This window comes from Pedobacter nanyangensis, from assembly GCF_003313505.1.
GTDB lineage: Bacteria > Bacteroidota > Bacteroidia > Sphingobacteriales > Sphingobacteriaceae > Pedobacter > Pedobacter nanyangensis.
This window is the reverse complement of the sequence record NZ_QMHO01000014.1, coordinates 40,011-55,939: the sequence shown is the minus strand read 5'-3', so window position 1 is coordinate 55,939 and position 15,929 is coordinate 40,011. Positions and strand designations below refer to the sequence as shown.

Here is a 15,929-nt window from a genome sequence, read left to right as displayed (position 1 = left end):
CTATTGGTCTTTTAACCTCGCAGGTTTTCAAAGGCCTGCAAGGTTTTTTTGTGCCCGGAGATTTGAATTTACCGTACAGATTAATTAATTATCCTTAAATTGTGGTTGAAACATGGTAAGCTTGCTTATTTATCAACACAGATGAGGAATTTTTTTAATATCAGCAAAGGCTTAGGGACAAATGTACACCAGCTAAGCTTTATTTTATTGATGGTGTGCTGCAAACCTGTTGTAGCACAAGTGGTCCAAACTGATTCCGCCAAAATTTATAAAGTGTGGAAAGATAAAAATGGTGAAAATAAGCTTACCGTAAATGTAAATGCCCTGTGTAACCCCGCCAAACCACCGTTTGATGGGCATAAAACCAAAATTAAAGCCGTATTAAAGAACAAAAACTTTGTTCAGGAAATTGTTTTTGACGATAAAGATTATCAAATGGAAATGATTTTGTTTAGGGAAAACGATATGTGGTTTTCAGAGCATGGTGGCACAAAGGCCGTTTTCATTCCTTTCTTTTACTGTGGTAATGCCGATAACGACGTAAAAGCATCGTTTATCATTTTTTACGGTAACAAAAAATACCTCTATCACCTGAAATTTTATTGCGACGATGCGGGGAACTGCACCCTTAGGGAACCTAACCTGGGCCCTAAATTAAAAGACCTGCCCAACGAAATAAAGGATAATTTGATGAGGAAATTAAAGGCCGATTTTTCGAGGGCAAGCAAGTTTGGCAGCTGATTTTATGCAGAAAAATATCTTCTTTAGTTGTAGTTTTGAAAACCAAAAGCAGTCCGTATGAATCCGAACAACACCAGAGTTTACCGCATGTCGTTTGCCAGTGTCTACCTACTTTATCTGGCCAAGGCCCAAAAAAAAGGCCGTACCAAGGCAGAGGTAGATGAAATTATCTTTTGGCTAACGGGGTACAATGCCCAAACCCTACAGCAACATATTGATCAAAAAACTGATTTCGAAAATTTTTTTGCGCAGGCAAGGCTGCATCCCAATGCGTCAAAAATTACTGGTGTAATTTGTGGCTATCGTGTAGAGGATATTGAAGATAAATTAATGCAGCAAGTGCGTTATCTGGACAAATTGATTGATGAATTGGCCAAAGGCAAGGCCATGGAGAAAATCTTAAGGAAATAAAGCTGCGGTAACTTGGGGAACAGATGGAGATGGAATTTTACAGGCCCAAACAAGAGGCACTAAGCAAGTATATTGAAGGTTACTATTTTATTTCGCCCGGTGCAAGTACAAAACCTTTGCATTATTGGACATTTCCCAATAATTTCTTCATTGTATCGGTAAGCCGGGGCATAGAAATTGAAATGCAGGAAAGCAAAATTGTGGTAAAACCTTCCTTTGGGCAAAATATCGTGGCCAATTATGTAGCACGTTACACCGCACCAATCGAGGTATTTATCGAAGGCGCTGTTGAGGAAATAACCATTTATTTTAAGCCTTTGGGAATTAACCGTTTCGTTAACAACGTACAGCAACTATTTAAGCATAAAAGCGGCAAGAATTTCAATCCATTCCCAGACTTTATGGCCAACATGCAGAAGATATTCCAAGCGCAGGACCGAAATCTTCAACGGGAGCGATTGGAGCAATACTGGCTGTCGAAACTAAAGGCAGCCGAACAGAAGCTGATGGAGGATATTTTAGCTGATGTGGAAGCAGAGTTGAAAATTGACGACATTGCGCAAAGGAGAAACTTTTCGAGACAATACCTCAATAAGATATTCACCAAAAATATAGGTAAACCTGCGGCCGAGTACCGAAAGATACATCGTTTTAGAAAGGCCATTGGCCATCAAAAATCCAGTAAAAATTTAACAGCCCTGTCCTACGATAGTTTGTTTTACGACCAATCACATTTGGTTAAAGATTTTAAGCAACTTACAAAGGTTAACCCTTACACTTTCTTCAAAAAGGTAGATACCCAGCAGGGCAATCTTTGGCTTTTCATTTAGTTGGTTTACATTTTTACTATTTTGAAAATAGGGCAGGCCGTACCTTTGGCGCTCAACCATTAGGTAATCACAAGATGAAAAAACTATGCTATCTACTCGTTACGCTTCTCCCTGCACTATCTTTCGGCCAGCAAACTCCATGCTCTTGTGGGCAGGTTTTAGATAAGCTCATCAGTAAGGTAGAAGCAGAATATCCAGGCTTTTCGGCAAAAACCAAAGAAACGTTTTTGTACAACGGATTTAAGGAAAATTTAACCAAACAAGTTAAGCAAGCTGATAGCTTAGCCTGCCAAAAAATATTAAAACAATATATCGATTTCTTTGAGGATCCGCATTTATGGGTGGGGGCCAATGGAGCGCCTTTTATCTCTGGTACAACCATGGGCAAAGCAGCAAGCATTGCTATAGATCTTAAGGAATTTCAAAATCAGGTGGCCCAAACAAAAGACACGCTTGAAGGAGTTTGGAAAACAGATGGCTATCGTATTGGTGTTAAAAGGCTAAGTAAAAATGAATATGTAGGCTTTATTATCGAAGCACAATCTCCATTATGGAAACCCAAGGAAATCAAGTTTAGGTTGTTGGCCAACGGCACGTTTGAATATGCGCTGAGAGATAAGACCCTAAAAACCGGAAACTTTACTTTATATAAGGAAGGCGTACTGTTTTTAAGTGGAGTAAACGTAGCGTTGGCAAAGGAAAGTCCACTGCCCATCAATGAAGCGGCGGTGGCTACTCGGCTAAACGAACTGGAGGGCTTCTACTTTAAAAAACTAACGGCTAAAACCGCCATGCTTAAACTGCCAAGTTTCGAATATCAATATCTGGAACAACTTTCAAAATTGATTGAGGACCACAAAACGCAGCTTGAAAACAGTGAAAATCTCATCGTTGATCTTAGGGGAAATCCTGGCGGCACTACCGATGCTTATCAAAAACTGCTACCTTATATCATGGGAAAATCCATCAGGAATACCGGTGCCGAGTTTTTGGCAACCCAAACCTATATCAACCATTTGGAAGCGTATAAAAAAAGCCTCGATAAAAGTACCCCAACCGCCAATATAGATCAGAACATCGCAACGCTAAAGGCAAATTTGGGACAGTTTGTTAATTTCAATGTTACCGGACAACCCATTTACATCGAAAATGTATCCGTAGCCGCAAAAAGTCCCAGGCACGTGGTAATCCTAGCCGATAAGGGCTCTGGAAGCTCCGCAGAATACTTTTTGTTTGTAGCCAAACAAAGTAAAAAAGTTAAAATATTAGGTGTTCCAAGTTACGGAGCATTAGATTATGGTAATGCCTATTTAAATGATTTAGCTTGTTCCGGCTACCAATTGTTCATGCCAACTTACCGGGCGTTACGTTTACCCGATTATCCTATAGATCATATTGGGATACAGCCTGATGTTTATCTGGATAAATCGGTAAAAGACTGGGTGGCGTTTGCCGTTAAATATTTAGAAGAATAAGCAAAATCTTTGAAACATTCCCTGTTTTGGCCGGATGCTTTTTGGGCTAGTGGCAGCACCCTTTATTTGCACAGCTGATCGTCAAACGATGGTAAGTTTCGCTTTTAGCCAAAAAAAACGGCTAAAAAACAGCCCAATCCGTGTTGGGCTGTTTTTATTTAACTAATCGAAGTCAAACAGCTCCGAAAGAAATGATTTTTTCTTTTTGGGATATTGCTGATACTGGTGTTCCGTAGAATAGCTATCATGATGATTTCGTTGGTCATCGTTTCTATTTCTGGGTTCTTGGTAAGGTTGATGGTCTGCTTGTGCTAAAATTTTATCCAGCTCGCCGCGGTCTAACCAAACGCCCCTGCAATTTGGACAGTAGTCAATTTCTACTTGGTGGCGCTCGGCAATCAACAATGTTTCATTACAATTTGGACATTTCATAAGCTCTATTTTAAGTTCCTAAATTTCGCCAATATAGTAACGTTTAGCCCAAAATACATGTCATGAATTGTTATTTGCTTGTCACAAAGAACATGCAGTTTTTCAAATTTCGGTATACGATTAATAATATATGGGACTAACTAAGAGCAACATCTTCAATACAGAATGAGTTGGCAAATATCTTGAAGGCCTTGGCGCATCCTGCACGTATTTCCATTTACAGCACATGATCAAACAACAGGCACGTATCTGTAATGATCTTGTAGCAGAACTTGGACTTGCCCAAGCAACCATATCGCAGCACCTAAAGGAATTGTTGAATAATCAGAAATGCAACTATCACAAGTCATGGAAACTCTGGCAACGATAAACAACTTTGAGATCCATTTATCTTCTGGCTGTTTCCTTTCACCAAGCCTTGCGTTAACAATGCGTAGCAAAAAAAAAGCCTTTAGCGTTTTAAGTCTAAAGGCTTGGTAATCCTAGTAGCGGGAACGAGAGTTGAACTCGTGACCTCAGGGTTATGAATCCTGCGCTCTAACCAACTGAGCTACCCCGCCGAAAAATTTCGAGCTGCAAATATAGGATTAAATCCAAAAAACAAAGAAAAATATTGAAAAAGGTTTTTTATTTATTGGAGAGTGCTGTTTTTTAAGGATTTCCAAATTTAGTAAGCCCATGCGCAAAGCCGTTAAGTAGCACTTGGAAAATAAAAATCACTTATTTTCTAAAACTTTGCATTTATAAAAGAAAATACTTTTCTTTAGAAAAAATAGAAAAGCAAAAAAATAGAAGTAAGGATGTCAGAAAAGAAAAAATTTACATTAGAATATGCTATAAGGTCATCTCCACGCATACTATACAGCTTTATAAGCGAGCCCAACGGTTTAGCGCAGTGGTTTGCCGACGATGTAGTTTTTAGAGACCAAACCTATACTTTTACCTGGGATGGGGAAGTGCAGAAAGCCAAACTCATTAGCGCCAAAGAAAATAAACTGGTAAAGTTTAAGTGGGTTGATGACGAACCTTATTGCTATTTCGAAATGGAAATTATCCAGGATGAGCTTACTAACGATGTGGCACTAGCCATTACCGACTTTGCTACCGAGGAAACCTTGCAGGAAAGAAAGCAAATATGGGATAATCAGATCACCTACTTGCTGAGCGTTTTGGGCGCCTAACCAAACTGTCGGAAAAAATTTAGCGCTACTTTTAACCGTTAACGCAAGCTAAATTTTATTACTTTCTCATTGGCATTGCCTATCTTTGCATCATTGAAAAAGATCCATTTACTGCTTATTAAGGCATTTATAAGGCCCTTTGCTGTCACATTCTTTATTGTGATGTTTATCCTGTTGATGTTCTTTTTGTTCAAGTACGTCGACGATTTGATAGGCAAGGGGTTTGAATGGTATGTAATTGCCGAGCTGATGATGTACGCTTCAGCCTCAAACGTTGCCATGGCGTTGCCGCTGGCCATCCTGCTCTCGTCAATTATGACCTTTGGTAACTTGGGCGAAAATTACGAATTGGTAGCCATCAAGTCTGCAGGAGTTTCCCTCAGAAAAGCCATGCAGCCACTTTTGGTGCTCATTATAGGATTGGCCGTGGCATCTTTCTTCTTTTCCGATTATATGTTGCCCAAAGCCAACCTCAAATATGGCTCTTTGCTATGGGACGTACGTAATAAAAAACTTTCATTTTTAATTAAACCAGGCGTTTTTAATAACAGCATCCCAGGCTATTCCATGCGTGTGGAAAGAAAAGGAGAGGGCGCTATCGATTCACTTTATGGCATTATGATTTATGAACATAATGGCAGCAATGGCGTTCCGCAGATTATTATGGCCGAGAAAGGAAAGATGTCAAAAACCTCTGATGGTAATTACATGGTGCTCAATTTGGTTAATGGGGTGCGCTATCAGGAAGCAGCTACTAATCATGGCACCTATAACCCTCGCCAAACCCTTACACGGATGCGTTTTAAACAAACGGAAGTGAAATTTGATTTCAGCAGTTTTAAGGATATGACCCGCACCCAGGAGGAAAATTTCAAAAACAATGCCCCCATGCTAAACCGAAAGGAATTGTTGCATCGAAAAGATTCCCTGAGCAAAAGCTTGGATAGCGTAACTGAAAACCTTCAGAAAAACGCCGGCTATTATTTTAAACAGATTAGCTATGTGAAAGGCTATACCAAAATTAAAACACCACCCAAGGTTATCAAAGGCAGTATCCTGAATATTGTTCCAAAAGACCAACAACCGCAGGTTTTGCAAAGCGCCTACGATCAGGTTGATGCACTAAAGCAAACCATTAGCGGCCAATTGCCGGAGTATGAGTTTAGAACCAAGGAAATTCTAAGAGCTCAAATTGAGTATCAACGCAAATATACCCTGGCCGTTTCGTGCTTGTTGCTGTTTTTCATTGGCGCCCCATTGGGAGCTATTATTAGAAAAGGCGGATTAGGGCTGCCAGTGGTCATCGCAGTGATTTTCTTCCTGTTTTACCATATCATCTCTACCGTTGCCGAAAAATCAGCCAAGGAAGGTTCGCTGGACCCCGTATTTGGAATGTGGATGGCAGTGATTATCCTTACACCAATAGGAGCGTTCCTTACCTATAAAGCAACGGTTGACTCTGCCCTATTCGATATAGATTACTATAAGCAGTTGGTCCTGGGATTCTTTAAAAGAAAGAAAAAAGACGGAAGTGAAAAAGTAGCACAGGTATCCTAAACCATTGCTCAACTCCCCAACAATTCTTACGTCATAATGATAATTACCTACAATAATTGCCCTTAAAGGTTGTACCTTTGTACACAAATTAAAAGTGGGGAAAACCCATTCATTTTGTTATTTGCCAAAATGGAGATTAAATTAAATACCATAGAAGAAGCACTGGCCGATATTAGGGCAGGCAAAATTATCATAGTAGTTGATGATGAAGACCGTGAAAATGAAGGCGACTTTGTAACCGCGGCTAGAAACGTAACACCAGAAGTGATTAATTTCATGTCCAAATACGGACGTGGGTTAATTTGCGCTCCATTAATTGAAGAGCTTTGTGATAAACTGGAACTCAACCTTATGGTACAGAACAATACCGTTTTGCACCAAACTCCTTTCACCGTTTCGGTTGATCTGATTGGGCATGGTTGTACAACCGGTATCTCTGCGCATGATAGGGCTAAAACGGTGCAGGCGTTAATTGATCCGGCAACTAAACCTGAAGATTTAGGCAGACCAGGCCATATTTTTCCGTTAAGAGCCAGAAAAGAAGGAGTGCTGCGCAGAACAGGCCATACGGAAGCCACTATTGATATTGCTCGTTTAGCAGGTTTTGAGCCGGCTGGCGTATTGGTCGAAATCATGAATGAAGATGGCACCATGGCACGTTTGCCTGATTTGATGGTGACTGCCAAACAGCACGGCCTAAAAATTATATCCATCAAAGATCTGATCAGCTATCGCTTGGCTGCTGAAAGCTTGATTAAAGAAGAGGTAACCGTAAACTTGCCTACGCAATGGGGCGATTTTAAGATGACTGCCTATACCCAATTAAGCAACGGTGCAACCCATATGGCCATTTCCAAAGGCGAATGGCAAGCGGGTGAACCTGTGCTCACCCGTATTCACAGCTCATGTGTAACGGGCGATATTTTTGGCTCATGCCGTTGCGATTGCGGACCGCAATTGCATAAAGCTATGCAAATGATAGAACAGGAAGGCAAGGGCCTAATCGTTTATATGAACCAAGAGGGTAGAGGTATTGGCTTGGTAAACAAACTTCATGCGTATAACCTTCAGGATGCAGGTTTGGATACCGTAGAAGCCAATATACAATTGGGCTTTAAAGGCGACGAACGTGATTACGGCGTAGGTGCGCAGATTTTAAGGGCACAAGGTATCACCAAAATGAAATTGATGTCTAACAATCCCACTAAAAGAGCCGGATTAATTGGCTACGGCTTGGAAATTGTAGAAAATATCCCAATAGAGATAGAAAGCAATAAACATAACGAATCCTATTTGATCACTAAAAGAGACAAGATGGGGCACCATATCCTAAAAGGATAGTAACGATATAAGCTTAATGAAAGCCAGGGCCAAATGCTTCTGGCTTTTTTATTGCCGCATATTCTATTTATCAATAAACATTAAGGAACTAAGAAAATTAAGGCATTGAACTATAAGGGAAACTTAATGTCCCTTAATCTCTTATGGGTTCAAAAAGCTAAAATGTCTAAAGTAATAAAAACTATTTCTTCTGCGACTTCTTTTTCTCCCTCAAAATCGCTTCATTATCCAAACGCTGTTTTTCCTTCTCAGCCTCTTTTCTTTTTTGCTCACGGCGATATTTGCCTGAAATTTTCTGAAGCAGTTCTGTAAAAGTATCAAATTGCTGGTTGTAGATTAAACCTATCGAAGTAATGTTCTGGTATGGATTGATACCAGGGTTGGCAAAAATGCTCTGTATGGTTGGCGGTTTATTGGCTATTTTTCCTACCAAACTGCCATCTTTCTTAATCAGGCCTAAAATTTCTACCTCGCGGCCCACTTCATTTCTAAAACCAATGGAGTTATCAATAGAGCTTTTGCTGATGTCGGTGATACCGGCGTTTACGATAATTCGATCATTAAAAAATTTAAATGAAGCACTGGCCTCATTAAATGAGCGGATGTTGATGTCCACAAAATTGAGGTTTAAGCTAGAAAGTACATTGTTCAGCTGGTTGAAAATCAAATCCGTAGCCGTACCCGTTCCTACGGAGCCAAGCTGCTGACTAAGATTTTCGGAGCCCGTTCCCGGGGCAAACCTACGCTGAATGATCAAGCTGAGCGCTTGGGTATTAAGGTTGTTTCCATCGTTGAAGTAAGATTGCAGCTCCTCTTTAATGGCAGGGTTAGCCGGGAAAAAGATATCGAGTTTAATATCAGGTTGCATTAGCAGGCCCGTCAAGCCCATTTCTACTTCCGTTTGGGCAGTTTGCGTGGCATTGCTGCTTCCATCGCGGTTTGCCGCACGGTACAGGTCGCCAAGTGCCGCCCTAAGCGTATAAATAGCTTTAAGGTTGATTTGCGCATTTACCGGATTTCCGGTCCATCTGATCGTTCCGCCCTGTCTAATATCAAACCTTTTGTTGATCACCTCCCTGGCTGTAAAATCAAAAACACCGCTTTCGATAATGTAATCGCCCTTCATCTCAAAATCACCCACCTTGGTAATGTTCAGTTCCAAATCTGCATTGCCGGTACCGCTAAGCTTGCCCAATATGGTGTAAATGTTAACCGTGGTACTGGGGTCAACCGATAACCTAAAGCGCATGCTCAGCCCTTCAAAGCCACTAAGTTTTTTAACAACCTTGGTGGTATCTTTACTCACAAAGGTAATGAAATCCTTATCCGTGATGGTTTCAGAACTGTTTAAAGGCAAATTAAATACAGTTCCTTTTTCCGTTTTGGCATTAATGTCGATAAACATGTCATTGGTAGGCCCTCTGAACGAAAATCTTCCAGTTCCATAAGCCTTGCCAAAGTAAATCGCATTGTCTTTTGAAGTCGTATTTAAAGCCATCAAACCATTGGCCTGTAACTCAACCTGTATGTCCGGGTTGTCAATGTTTTTCAGGTCAACCGTTCCGTTGGCAGTTCCGCTATGCCCTTCCAAATCCTTCAGTACAAGATCCTTCAAGGCTATGGAGCTATTTTCTACCGAAACCTGGTCATCAATCAAATAGGTGGTTTTTAGGTAGTTTACCGTCACCTGGGCTTTGTCAAGTTCGATGTCGCCGTTAATCAAAGGTTGGTCAAAAGGCCCTTTTACAGTTAAGTCGGCAGTTACCTTACCTTTAAGGTTGGATACTAATTTATTAACAAAAGGCGTAAGGATAGCCAACTCGCTTGCATCAAGTTTTACCCTAAGATCAATCTGTTTCTGCTCAAGGTCCAGGTTTCCGGTGATGTTAAAAGTTTCCCTGTTGCTGGCCTTAATTTTGGTGTAAACATTAACCAGTTTACTGGTACTGTTAAATGATGAAGTGTCTGTTAAACTACCAATATACGTATTGTTGAAGCTCAGGGAATCAATGTGTAAGCTATCGGTAACCTGCGGCGACTTAAGCACACTATTTATTTTGGTTTTCCCATTGGCAATACCGGCAAAACTAATGCCTGTACTTTTTACAAAGGGATTGATGGTTTTAAGGTCGAAATTTTCGAGTACCACAAAAAGGGCATCGGTGGGATCGTTGGAAACTACACCGTCAATCCTCAGGTCCTGTTTGCCGTTGCTCAGCGAGAAATTCTCTATCTTCGTTTTTCCGCCATTAAAGCTAATTTGTACTTTGTCCTCGATGTTCCAATCCTCACGGTTAATTTTAAGACTGGACGGCAGGATGCTGATGTTGGCCGTATCGGGGGCAAACTCTACCAGGCCGTTAAGGTCAAGCTGGTTGGCGTCGTCGGCGTTGGACAGTTTAACGTTGAGCGAAAGGCTGTCGTTCCTTAAAATGTTCGAAATATTGATGTTTTTGATATAAAGGCTGTCGTTAAGATCAACCCTATCAGACGAAATAATGGCTGTGAGCTGTTGTGGCGAGGTATTTTGGTCTATAATGATGTTGTTGGCCACAATGCCCTTATACTTTAACCGTCGTACAATGCCTCCAAAGGTAGCTTTGTTGTTCCTCGAATCAAAAGATCCCGTCAATACCGATTCCTGGTCAATTTCCAGGCCAGGAGAAATCAGCTCTGCAATGGGCTCAAAATCCTTAATTTTCAACCTGAAATCAAAAACCTGGGTCTTATAGTTAACAATCTGCGTTTTGAGTGATGGGATATAGGTTTTTCCAATGGTTTTAAAGTATGAAACAATGGTTGCCAGATCATATTGCCCTTTTATGCCCGCCTCTAGGATGTCCGAATAGATGTTCAAGCTCCTATCCATACCTGTCCCCCTAGCGCTCAGAAATACGGAATCGACTTTGTAGATGCCCCTTAAATTGTTCAGTGTTATTTCCTGTAATAATAAACGGCCTTGCAGGTTGTCAAGGTTAGTTCCCGAAAAATTGGTGCTGAAAACAGCATCAACCTTTAAGGAGTCCTTATAAAGCTTTAACGTTTTCAGCTTTGCGTTCCTAATGTTGGCCTTAAAGTTAAAAACAGGTAATTTAGGGTTAAGGTTTACCCCGCCATCAAAATCCAGTTGTACGTTTTTGTCATTGATTTTTAGGCTGCCATCAAAAAACTTCTTTTGGAAAGTGCCGTTGATATTGATGTTTCTGTACCTATAGCCTTTAAAATCAAGGTAGCTGATTTGGCCCTTCAGTTCTTCGTTCAATTCCTTGATTTCCGTGCCACGTCCTTTGATGTAAAGTTCAGAGGTAATTCTGCCCAACAGCTTTTCGTTGATCAAATCGCCAATATGGAAATCGTAGGTTTTTACATTTCCGGTATAAGAAGGAATGCCCTGTTTGTCAATCTTCATGTTCACATCCGATTGTAAGCGGCCCAGTTTGGTTTTAAATTCGCCGTAGGCGATAAAATCATTCTGAAATCCGGTGAAATGCCCATTAAAATTGATATTGCCAAACTTGTTGACAATTTCGGGGATAGCCTTTACGCGTTTACCCGTAAGGTCGGTCAATATTTCGTCCAGGTCCTTTTTGTTGGTGCCCGCAAGTTCAATCTTCATGTCCAAAAAGGTTTCGTCCCAATTGGGGAGCCCTTGTAAATTGAAATCGCCCTTCACGTAAGTAGCCCGGCCAGCTTTTACCGACAGCTTTTTGGCCCGTAGGTTGTTCACCAGGCCGGTAATTTGCCCGTCCACCTCAACATCAAGCTTCATTTTTTTCAGGGCGGGAGCAAAAAACGCCACATCACTTGAGGAAATATGGCTATTCTTGAAATTGGCCTTCATCCTAACCTTGTTCTCGAAATCCTTAAAGTCTCTAAAACTTTTGAACTTCATTTGGTAATAATCCGTAAGGCGGGTTTTTGCGGTAACCAACATTAAATTTTTAAGCTCAATGGCGTTGCTGTCAACGGTAGTAAAGGCACTTAAATTTTTAAGATAGAAACCACTCTTTTCCTTTAGGGTTAAGTTTTTGATATTGGTTTGAATGAGATGGTCTTTCGTGTTGAGTCCCTCAAAAATGCCATTCATTTCGGTTACATCAATATCGTCAAAGTTAACGCCTTCTTCCTTTTCGTTGCGCTTAAGGTTTTTGTACTTGAAATGGAGGTTGTTGAGGATGATGCGATCAAAAAGAATTTCGAACTTTTTCTTCTTGGATGGTTTTTTGGGCGCCGGGCTGTCAAAATAATCAATGATAAAATCAAGATTGGAATTGCCATCCATTTGGTCCTTTAAAAAGAAAGTGCCATTATTAAGCTGAACGGTGTTGATATCTAAAATTCTTTCTTTAAGCGAAAAGCGATCAATATCTACCAAAAATTTAGGGAAATGGGCCAAGGTATCCTTATGCAGGTCCAACACCAGTAAATCTTCCAGTACCACTGATTTGAAAGGCTTCACATATAGCCCCCCAATGCGAACAGTTGTTTTTAATTCTTTGGAAAGATAATTTGCTGCTTTTTTGGCTACAAAGGTTTGTACAGGCTTAAACTGTAGGGAAAAAAGAACGCCCGCAATCAAAATAATGATTGAAGCGATAATCCATAGAAGTATTTTTAATAGTTTTTTAATAATTTTGCAGCTTAAATATCTTATCAGTGCCTGTCATCCTAGCTATAGAGTCATCCTGCGACGAAACTTCGGTTGCCATTTGTGATAACGGCAAAATTACTGCCAATGTTATTGCAAACCAAACAATTCATGAAAATTATGGAGGGGTAATTCCCGAGCTGGCATCCAGGGTGCACCAACAGAATATTGTACCCGCAGTACAGCAAGCTTTGGCCATTGCCCAAATTGAGAAAAAACAACTTGATGGAGTTGCTTTTACGCAGGGTCCCGGATTGTTAGGCTCACTGTTGGTAGGCGTGTCTTTTGCTAAATCTTTTGCGTTGGCTTTAGGGCTGCCCTTAATTTCGGTGAACCACATGCAAGCCCATATTTTGGCTCATTTTATAGATGACCCGATGCCGAAATTCCCCTTTTTGTGCTTAACGGTGTCAGGAGGCCACACACAAATTGTATTGGTAAAGGATTATTTTGATATGCAAATAGTGGGAGAAACCCTGGACGATGCTGCGGGCGAAGCTTTCGATAAAACGGCCAAAATATTAAACCTGCCTTACCCTGGCGGGCCCCTGATTGATAAATATGCCAGGCAAGGTAATCCGCATGCCTATAGATTTCCTGAACCTCAAATACAAGATTTGAACTATAGTTTCAGTGGTTTTAAAACCGCTATCCTTTACTTTATCAGGGATAACCAAAAGGCCAATCCTTCTTTTGTGGAAGAAAACTTGGCCGATATTTGTGCATCTGTACAACACAGTATTGTCAATATCCTACTAAATAAACTCAAAAAGGCAGCTAAACAGTATCATTGTAACCAAATCGCCATTGCAGGTGGTGTTTCGGCAAACTCAGGTTTAAGAAATGCCCTAATGGACTTAAAGGATAGTTTGGGTTGGGAAGTGTTTATCCCGAAATTTGAATATTGTACAGATAATGCCGCAATGATTGCCATTGCAGGCTATCATAAGTTTTTACAAAATGATTTTGTTGGTCAGGAAGTAGCGCCCATGGCCAGAATGAATTTTTAATATTAGAAATTATGCAGACAGAAAGTTTTATCTTTTTTGGTTTATTGGCCATACCGCTAATTATATTTATCATTTGGACCATTAAACAAGATAAAAAGAGAAATTATTTAGGCTTGGTGTTGTTGGTGATTGGGGCTGTGGTAGCAGCGTATACCATTGTAAGACTAGATTCCTCTTTTGTAAAAGAAAAAGGCTTGCAAGCGGCTCCTAAACCCTCCAGTTTTAAATAAACCTACGGAAATGTATAAAGGATTGCTCTTTGCCATAGCACTTTTCTTTTTCCAATATTCGGGATATGCCCAAACCGATTGGACCCTGAAAAAAAATAAAGACGGCATAAGTATCTATACCAAAACAGTTTCCTCCTCGGGTTTAAAGGGCATAAGAGTCAAATGCAGTTTGCCGGCCAGGCTTTCGCAAATGGTAGCTTTAATTATGGATGTAGATGCGGGCAAAGAGTGGGTTTACGGTACCAGATCAAGTACATTGCTTAAAAAAATTTCTCCTTCAGAATTGTACTACTATTCAGAAGTTGACATCCCCTGGCCATTGAGCAATAGAGATTTTATAGCGCACTTAATGGTAAGCCAGGATCCCAAAACCAAAGTGGTAACCATTAATGGGCCTACAGAGGCCAGTTATTTACCCGTTAAAAAAAACATCGTACGAGTAAACCACTCCAACGGCAAGTGGGTGTTAACCCCGGTAAAATCAAACCTCATTCAAATCGATTATACGTTGGAGGTTGATCCTGGAGGAGCCATTCCAGTATGGTTGGTGAATCTTTTTGCCACTAGCGGTCCAACAGAGACTTTCAAGAAAATGAAAACCCAAATTCAAAAGCCTCAGTACGTAAATGCCAATTTGAGCTTTATTAATAACGACTAGTTAGCACATGCTAAATTGCTTTCTCGAAAAGTATAAACAGGTAGCAGCTTGCAGCAATACTTCTTGCATTTGCGTCATTGCAAGGAGAAACGACAGCTGGCTCCGACTATTCGGAGAAACAATCTCATGATTAAAAAAGAGTATTTAAGCTTCGCAAATTAAATATGATAATCGTTTTAGGATTGCTTCGCAAAGCTCGCAATGACGCCATATTTTTGTCCCCGCTGTAGTTTACTCCTATTTTTCGGCTACGGACTAAGATTAAGTATAAAAATGTCCGGTGCTACTGTTCCAATAAAAAAGGCCACCACGATTAAAATGATGACCTTTTGTTTAGGCTTTAAATAGCACCTAGTTATTTTCTTCCAACTGTTCTCCCGTTACTTCCTCTCTAATACGGGCCTCAATTTCATCCGCTAATTCAGGGTTGTCCAATAGTAACTGTTTAACCGCATCCCTGCCTTGTCCTAGTTTGGTGTCACCATAAGAGAACCAAGAACCAGCTTTCTTGATGATGTTAAAATCAACACCAAGGTCAATAATCTCACCAGTTTTAGAAATACCCTCTCCAAACATAATGTCAAACTCGGCCAAACGGAATGGAGGAGCCACTTTATTTTTAACAATTTTCACTTTTACGCGGTTACCAGAAACCTCGTCAGAATCCTTTATTTGAGAAGTCCTGCGGATATCCAAACGTACCGAAGCGTAAAACTTTAAGGCATTACCACCAGTAGTCGTTTCAGGGTTGCCAAACATTACCCCAATTTTTTCACGCAACTGGTTAATGAAAATACAGCAACATCCTGTTTTGGCTATTGTTCCCGTTAACTTACGCAAAGCCTGGCTCATCAAACGAGCCTGCAGGCCCATTCTGCTATCACCCATTTCCCCTTCAATTTCTGCTTTAGGAACCAAAGCCGCTACCGAGTCAATCACAATCACATCAATAGCGCCAGAGCGGATCAAATTATCGGCAATTTCCAGGGCCTGCTCTCCATTATCTGGCTGCGAAATCAATAAATTGTCGGTATCAACCCCAAGTTTTTTGGCATAAAACTTATCAAACGCATGCTCTGCATCAATAATAGCCGCAATGCCGCCTTTTTTCTGTGCTTCGGCAATAATGTGCGTAGCTAAAGTGGTTTTACCAGACGACTCAGGGCCATAAATCTCAATGATACGTCCCTTAGGTACACCGCCCACGCCCAAAGCAATATCCAAACTGATCGAGCCAGTAGAGATTGCTTCCATGCTCTCCACCGCTTGGTCGCCAAGTTTCATGATCGAACCTTTGCCGTATGATTTTTCAAGTTTATCTAAAGTAAGCTGTAAAGCTTTTAATTTGTCTGTGTTTGGATTCATGTCTTTAAAATTCAGGAAATAAATATAATAATACGTTTCGGCAAATATTT

General features: G+C 40.6%; 13 protein-coding genes, 1 tRNA gene and 1 pseudogene. 11 read left to right on the top strand and 4 right to left on the bottom strand.

Going from position 1 to position 15,929, the window contains the following annotated elements; all coding sequences use genetic code 11:
• Positions 1-141: 141 nt before the first annotated feature.
• The 4 genes from DUT71_RS17835 to DUT71_RS17820 all read left to right on the top strand — a co-directional run bounded on the left by DUT71_RS17835 (position 142) and on the right by DUT71_RS17820 (position 3,457).
• On the top strand, positions 142-741 hold the full coding sequence (locus tag DUT71_RS17835; RefSeq protein ID WP_162796107.1) for a hypothetical protein: 600 nt from the start codon (positions 142-144) through the stop codon (positions 739-741).
• 57 nt (positions 742-798) lie between these two features.
• Positions 799-1,152: a DUF2200 domain-containing protein gene (locus tag DUT71_RS17830; protein ID WP_113663907.1), complete on the top strand. Its 354-nt coding sequence runs from the start codon at positions 799-801 to the stop codon at positions 1,150-1,152.
• Between the two features lie 23 nt (positions 1,153-1,175).
• A complete protein-coding gene (locus tag DUT71_RS17825; protein WP_113663906.1) occupies positions 1,176-1,982 on the top strand; it encodes a helix-turn-helix domain-containing protein in 807 nt (268 codons plus the stop codon).
• A gap of 74 nt (positions 1,983-2,056) precedes the next feature.
• Entirely contained in the window at positions 2,057-3,457 is a 1,401-nt protein-coding gene (locus tag DUT71_RS17820) for a S41 family peptidase (RefSeq protein WP_162796106.1), read from the top strand.
• Between the two features lie 162 nt (positions 3,458-3,619).
• On the opposite strand, the gene DUT71_RS17815 is transcribed toward DUT71_RS17820, so the two are convergent.
• The gene (locus DUT71_RS17815; RefSeq protein WP_113663904.1) at positions 3,620-3,889 is read right to left on the bottom strand and encodes a TFIIB-type zinc ribbon-containing protein; all 270 of its coding nucleotides are present in this window, start codon (positions 3,887-3,889) and stop codon (positions 3,620-3,622) included.
• Positions 3,890-4,019: 130 nt separating this feature from the next.
• Between DUT71_RS17815 and DUT71_RS17810 the strand changes: the two are divergent.
• Positions 4,020-4,211, top strand: a pseudogene (locus tag DUT71_RS17810) (ArsR/SmtB family transcription factor); the annotation flags it as partial.
• Positions 4,212-4,375: 164 nt separating this feature from the next.
• Here DUT71_RS17810 and DUT71_RS17805 read toward each other — a convergent pair.
• Positions 4,376-4,449, bottom strand: a tRNA-Met gene (locus DUT71_RS17805).
• A gap of 240 nt (positions 4,450-4,689) precedes the next feature.
• On the opposite strand from DUT71_RS17805, the gene DUT71_RS17800 reads away from it, so the two are divergent.
• The 3 genes from DUT71_RS17800 to DUT71_RS17790 all read left to right on the top strand — a co-directional run bounded on the left by DUT71_RS17800 (position 4,690) and on the right by DUT71_RS17790 (position 7,968).
• A complete protein-coding gene (locus DUT71_RS17800; protein ID WP_113663903.1) occupies positions 4,690-5,070 on the top strand; it encodes an START-like domain-containing protein in 381 nt (126 codons plus the stop codon).
• Positions 5,071-5,163: 93 nt separating this feature from the next.
• A complete protein-coding gene (locus DUT71_RS17795; RefSeq protein WP_113663902.1) occupies positions 5,164-6,627 on the top strand; it encodes an LptF/LptG family permease in 1,464 nt (487 codons plus the stop codon).
• Positions 6,628-6,756: 129 nt separating this feature from the next.
• Complete coding sequence (locus DUT71_RS17790; protein WP_113663901.1) at positions 6,757-7,968, top strand: bifunctional 3,4-dihydroxy-2-butanone-4-phosphate synthase/GTP cyclohydrolase II; 1,212 nt, start codon at positions 6,757-6,759, stop codon at positions 7,966-7,968.
• 181 nt (positions 7,969-8,149) lie between these two features.
• Here DUT71_RS17790 and DUT71_RS17785 read toward each other — a convergent pair whose 3' ends face one another.
• Positions 8,150-12,547, bottom strand: a complete 4,398-nt coding sequence (locus DUT71_RS17785) for a translocation/assembly module TamB domain-containing protein (RefSeq protein ID WP_240186980.1) — start codon at positions 12,545-12,547, stop codon at positions 8,150-8,152.
• Positions 12,548-12,624: 77 nt separating this feature from the next.
• Between DUT71_RS17785 and tsaD the strand changes: the two genes are divergently transcribed.
• Genes tsaD through DUT71_RS17770 form a run of 3 tightly spaced genes read left to right on the top strand, consistent with a single transcriptional unit; the run spans position 12,625 to position 14,514 of the window.
• A complete protein-coding gene (gene tsaD, locus DUT71_RS17780) occupies positions 12,625-13,626 on the top strand; it encodes a tRNA (adenosine(37)-N6)-threonylcarbamoyltransferase complex transferase subunit TsaD (RefSeq protein WP_113663899.1) in 1,002 nt (333 codons plus the stop codon).
• 11 nt (positions 13,627-13,637) lie between these two features.
• Complete coding sequence (locus DUT71_RS17775; RefSeq protein WP_113663898.1) at positions 13,638-13,856, top strand: hypothetical protein; 219 nt, start codon at positions 13,638-13,640, stop codon at positions 13,854-13,856.
• A 10-nt stretch (positions 13,857-13,866) separates the two neighbouring features.
• The gene (locus DUT71_RS17770; RefSeq protein WP_113663897.1) at positions 13,867-14,514 is read left to right on the top strand and encodes an START domain-containing protein; all 648 of its coding nucleotides are present in this window, start codon (positions 13,867-13,869) and stop codon (positions 14,512-14,514) included.
• Between the two features lie 351 nt (positions 14,515-14,865).
• Here DUT71_RS17770 and recA read toward each other — a convergent pair whose 3' ends face one another.
• A complete protein-coding gene (recA, locus tag DUT71_RS17765; protein ID WP_113663896.1) occupies positions 14,866-15,879 on the bottom strand; it encodes a recombinase RecA in 1,014 nt (337 codons plus the stop codon).
• Positions 15,880-15,929 lie beyond the last annotated feature (50 nt).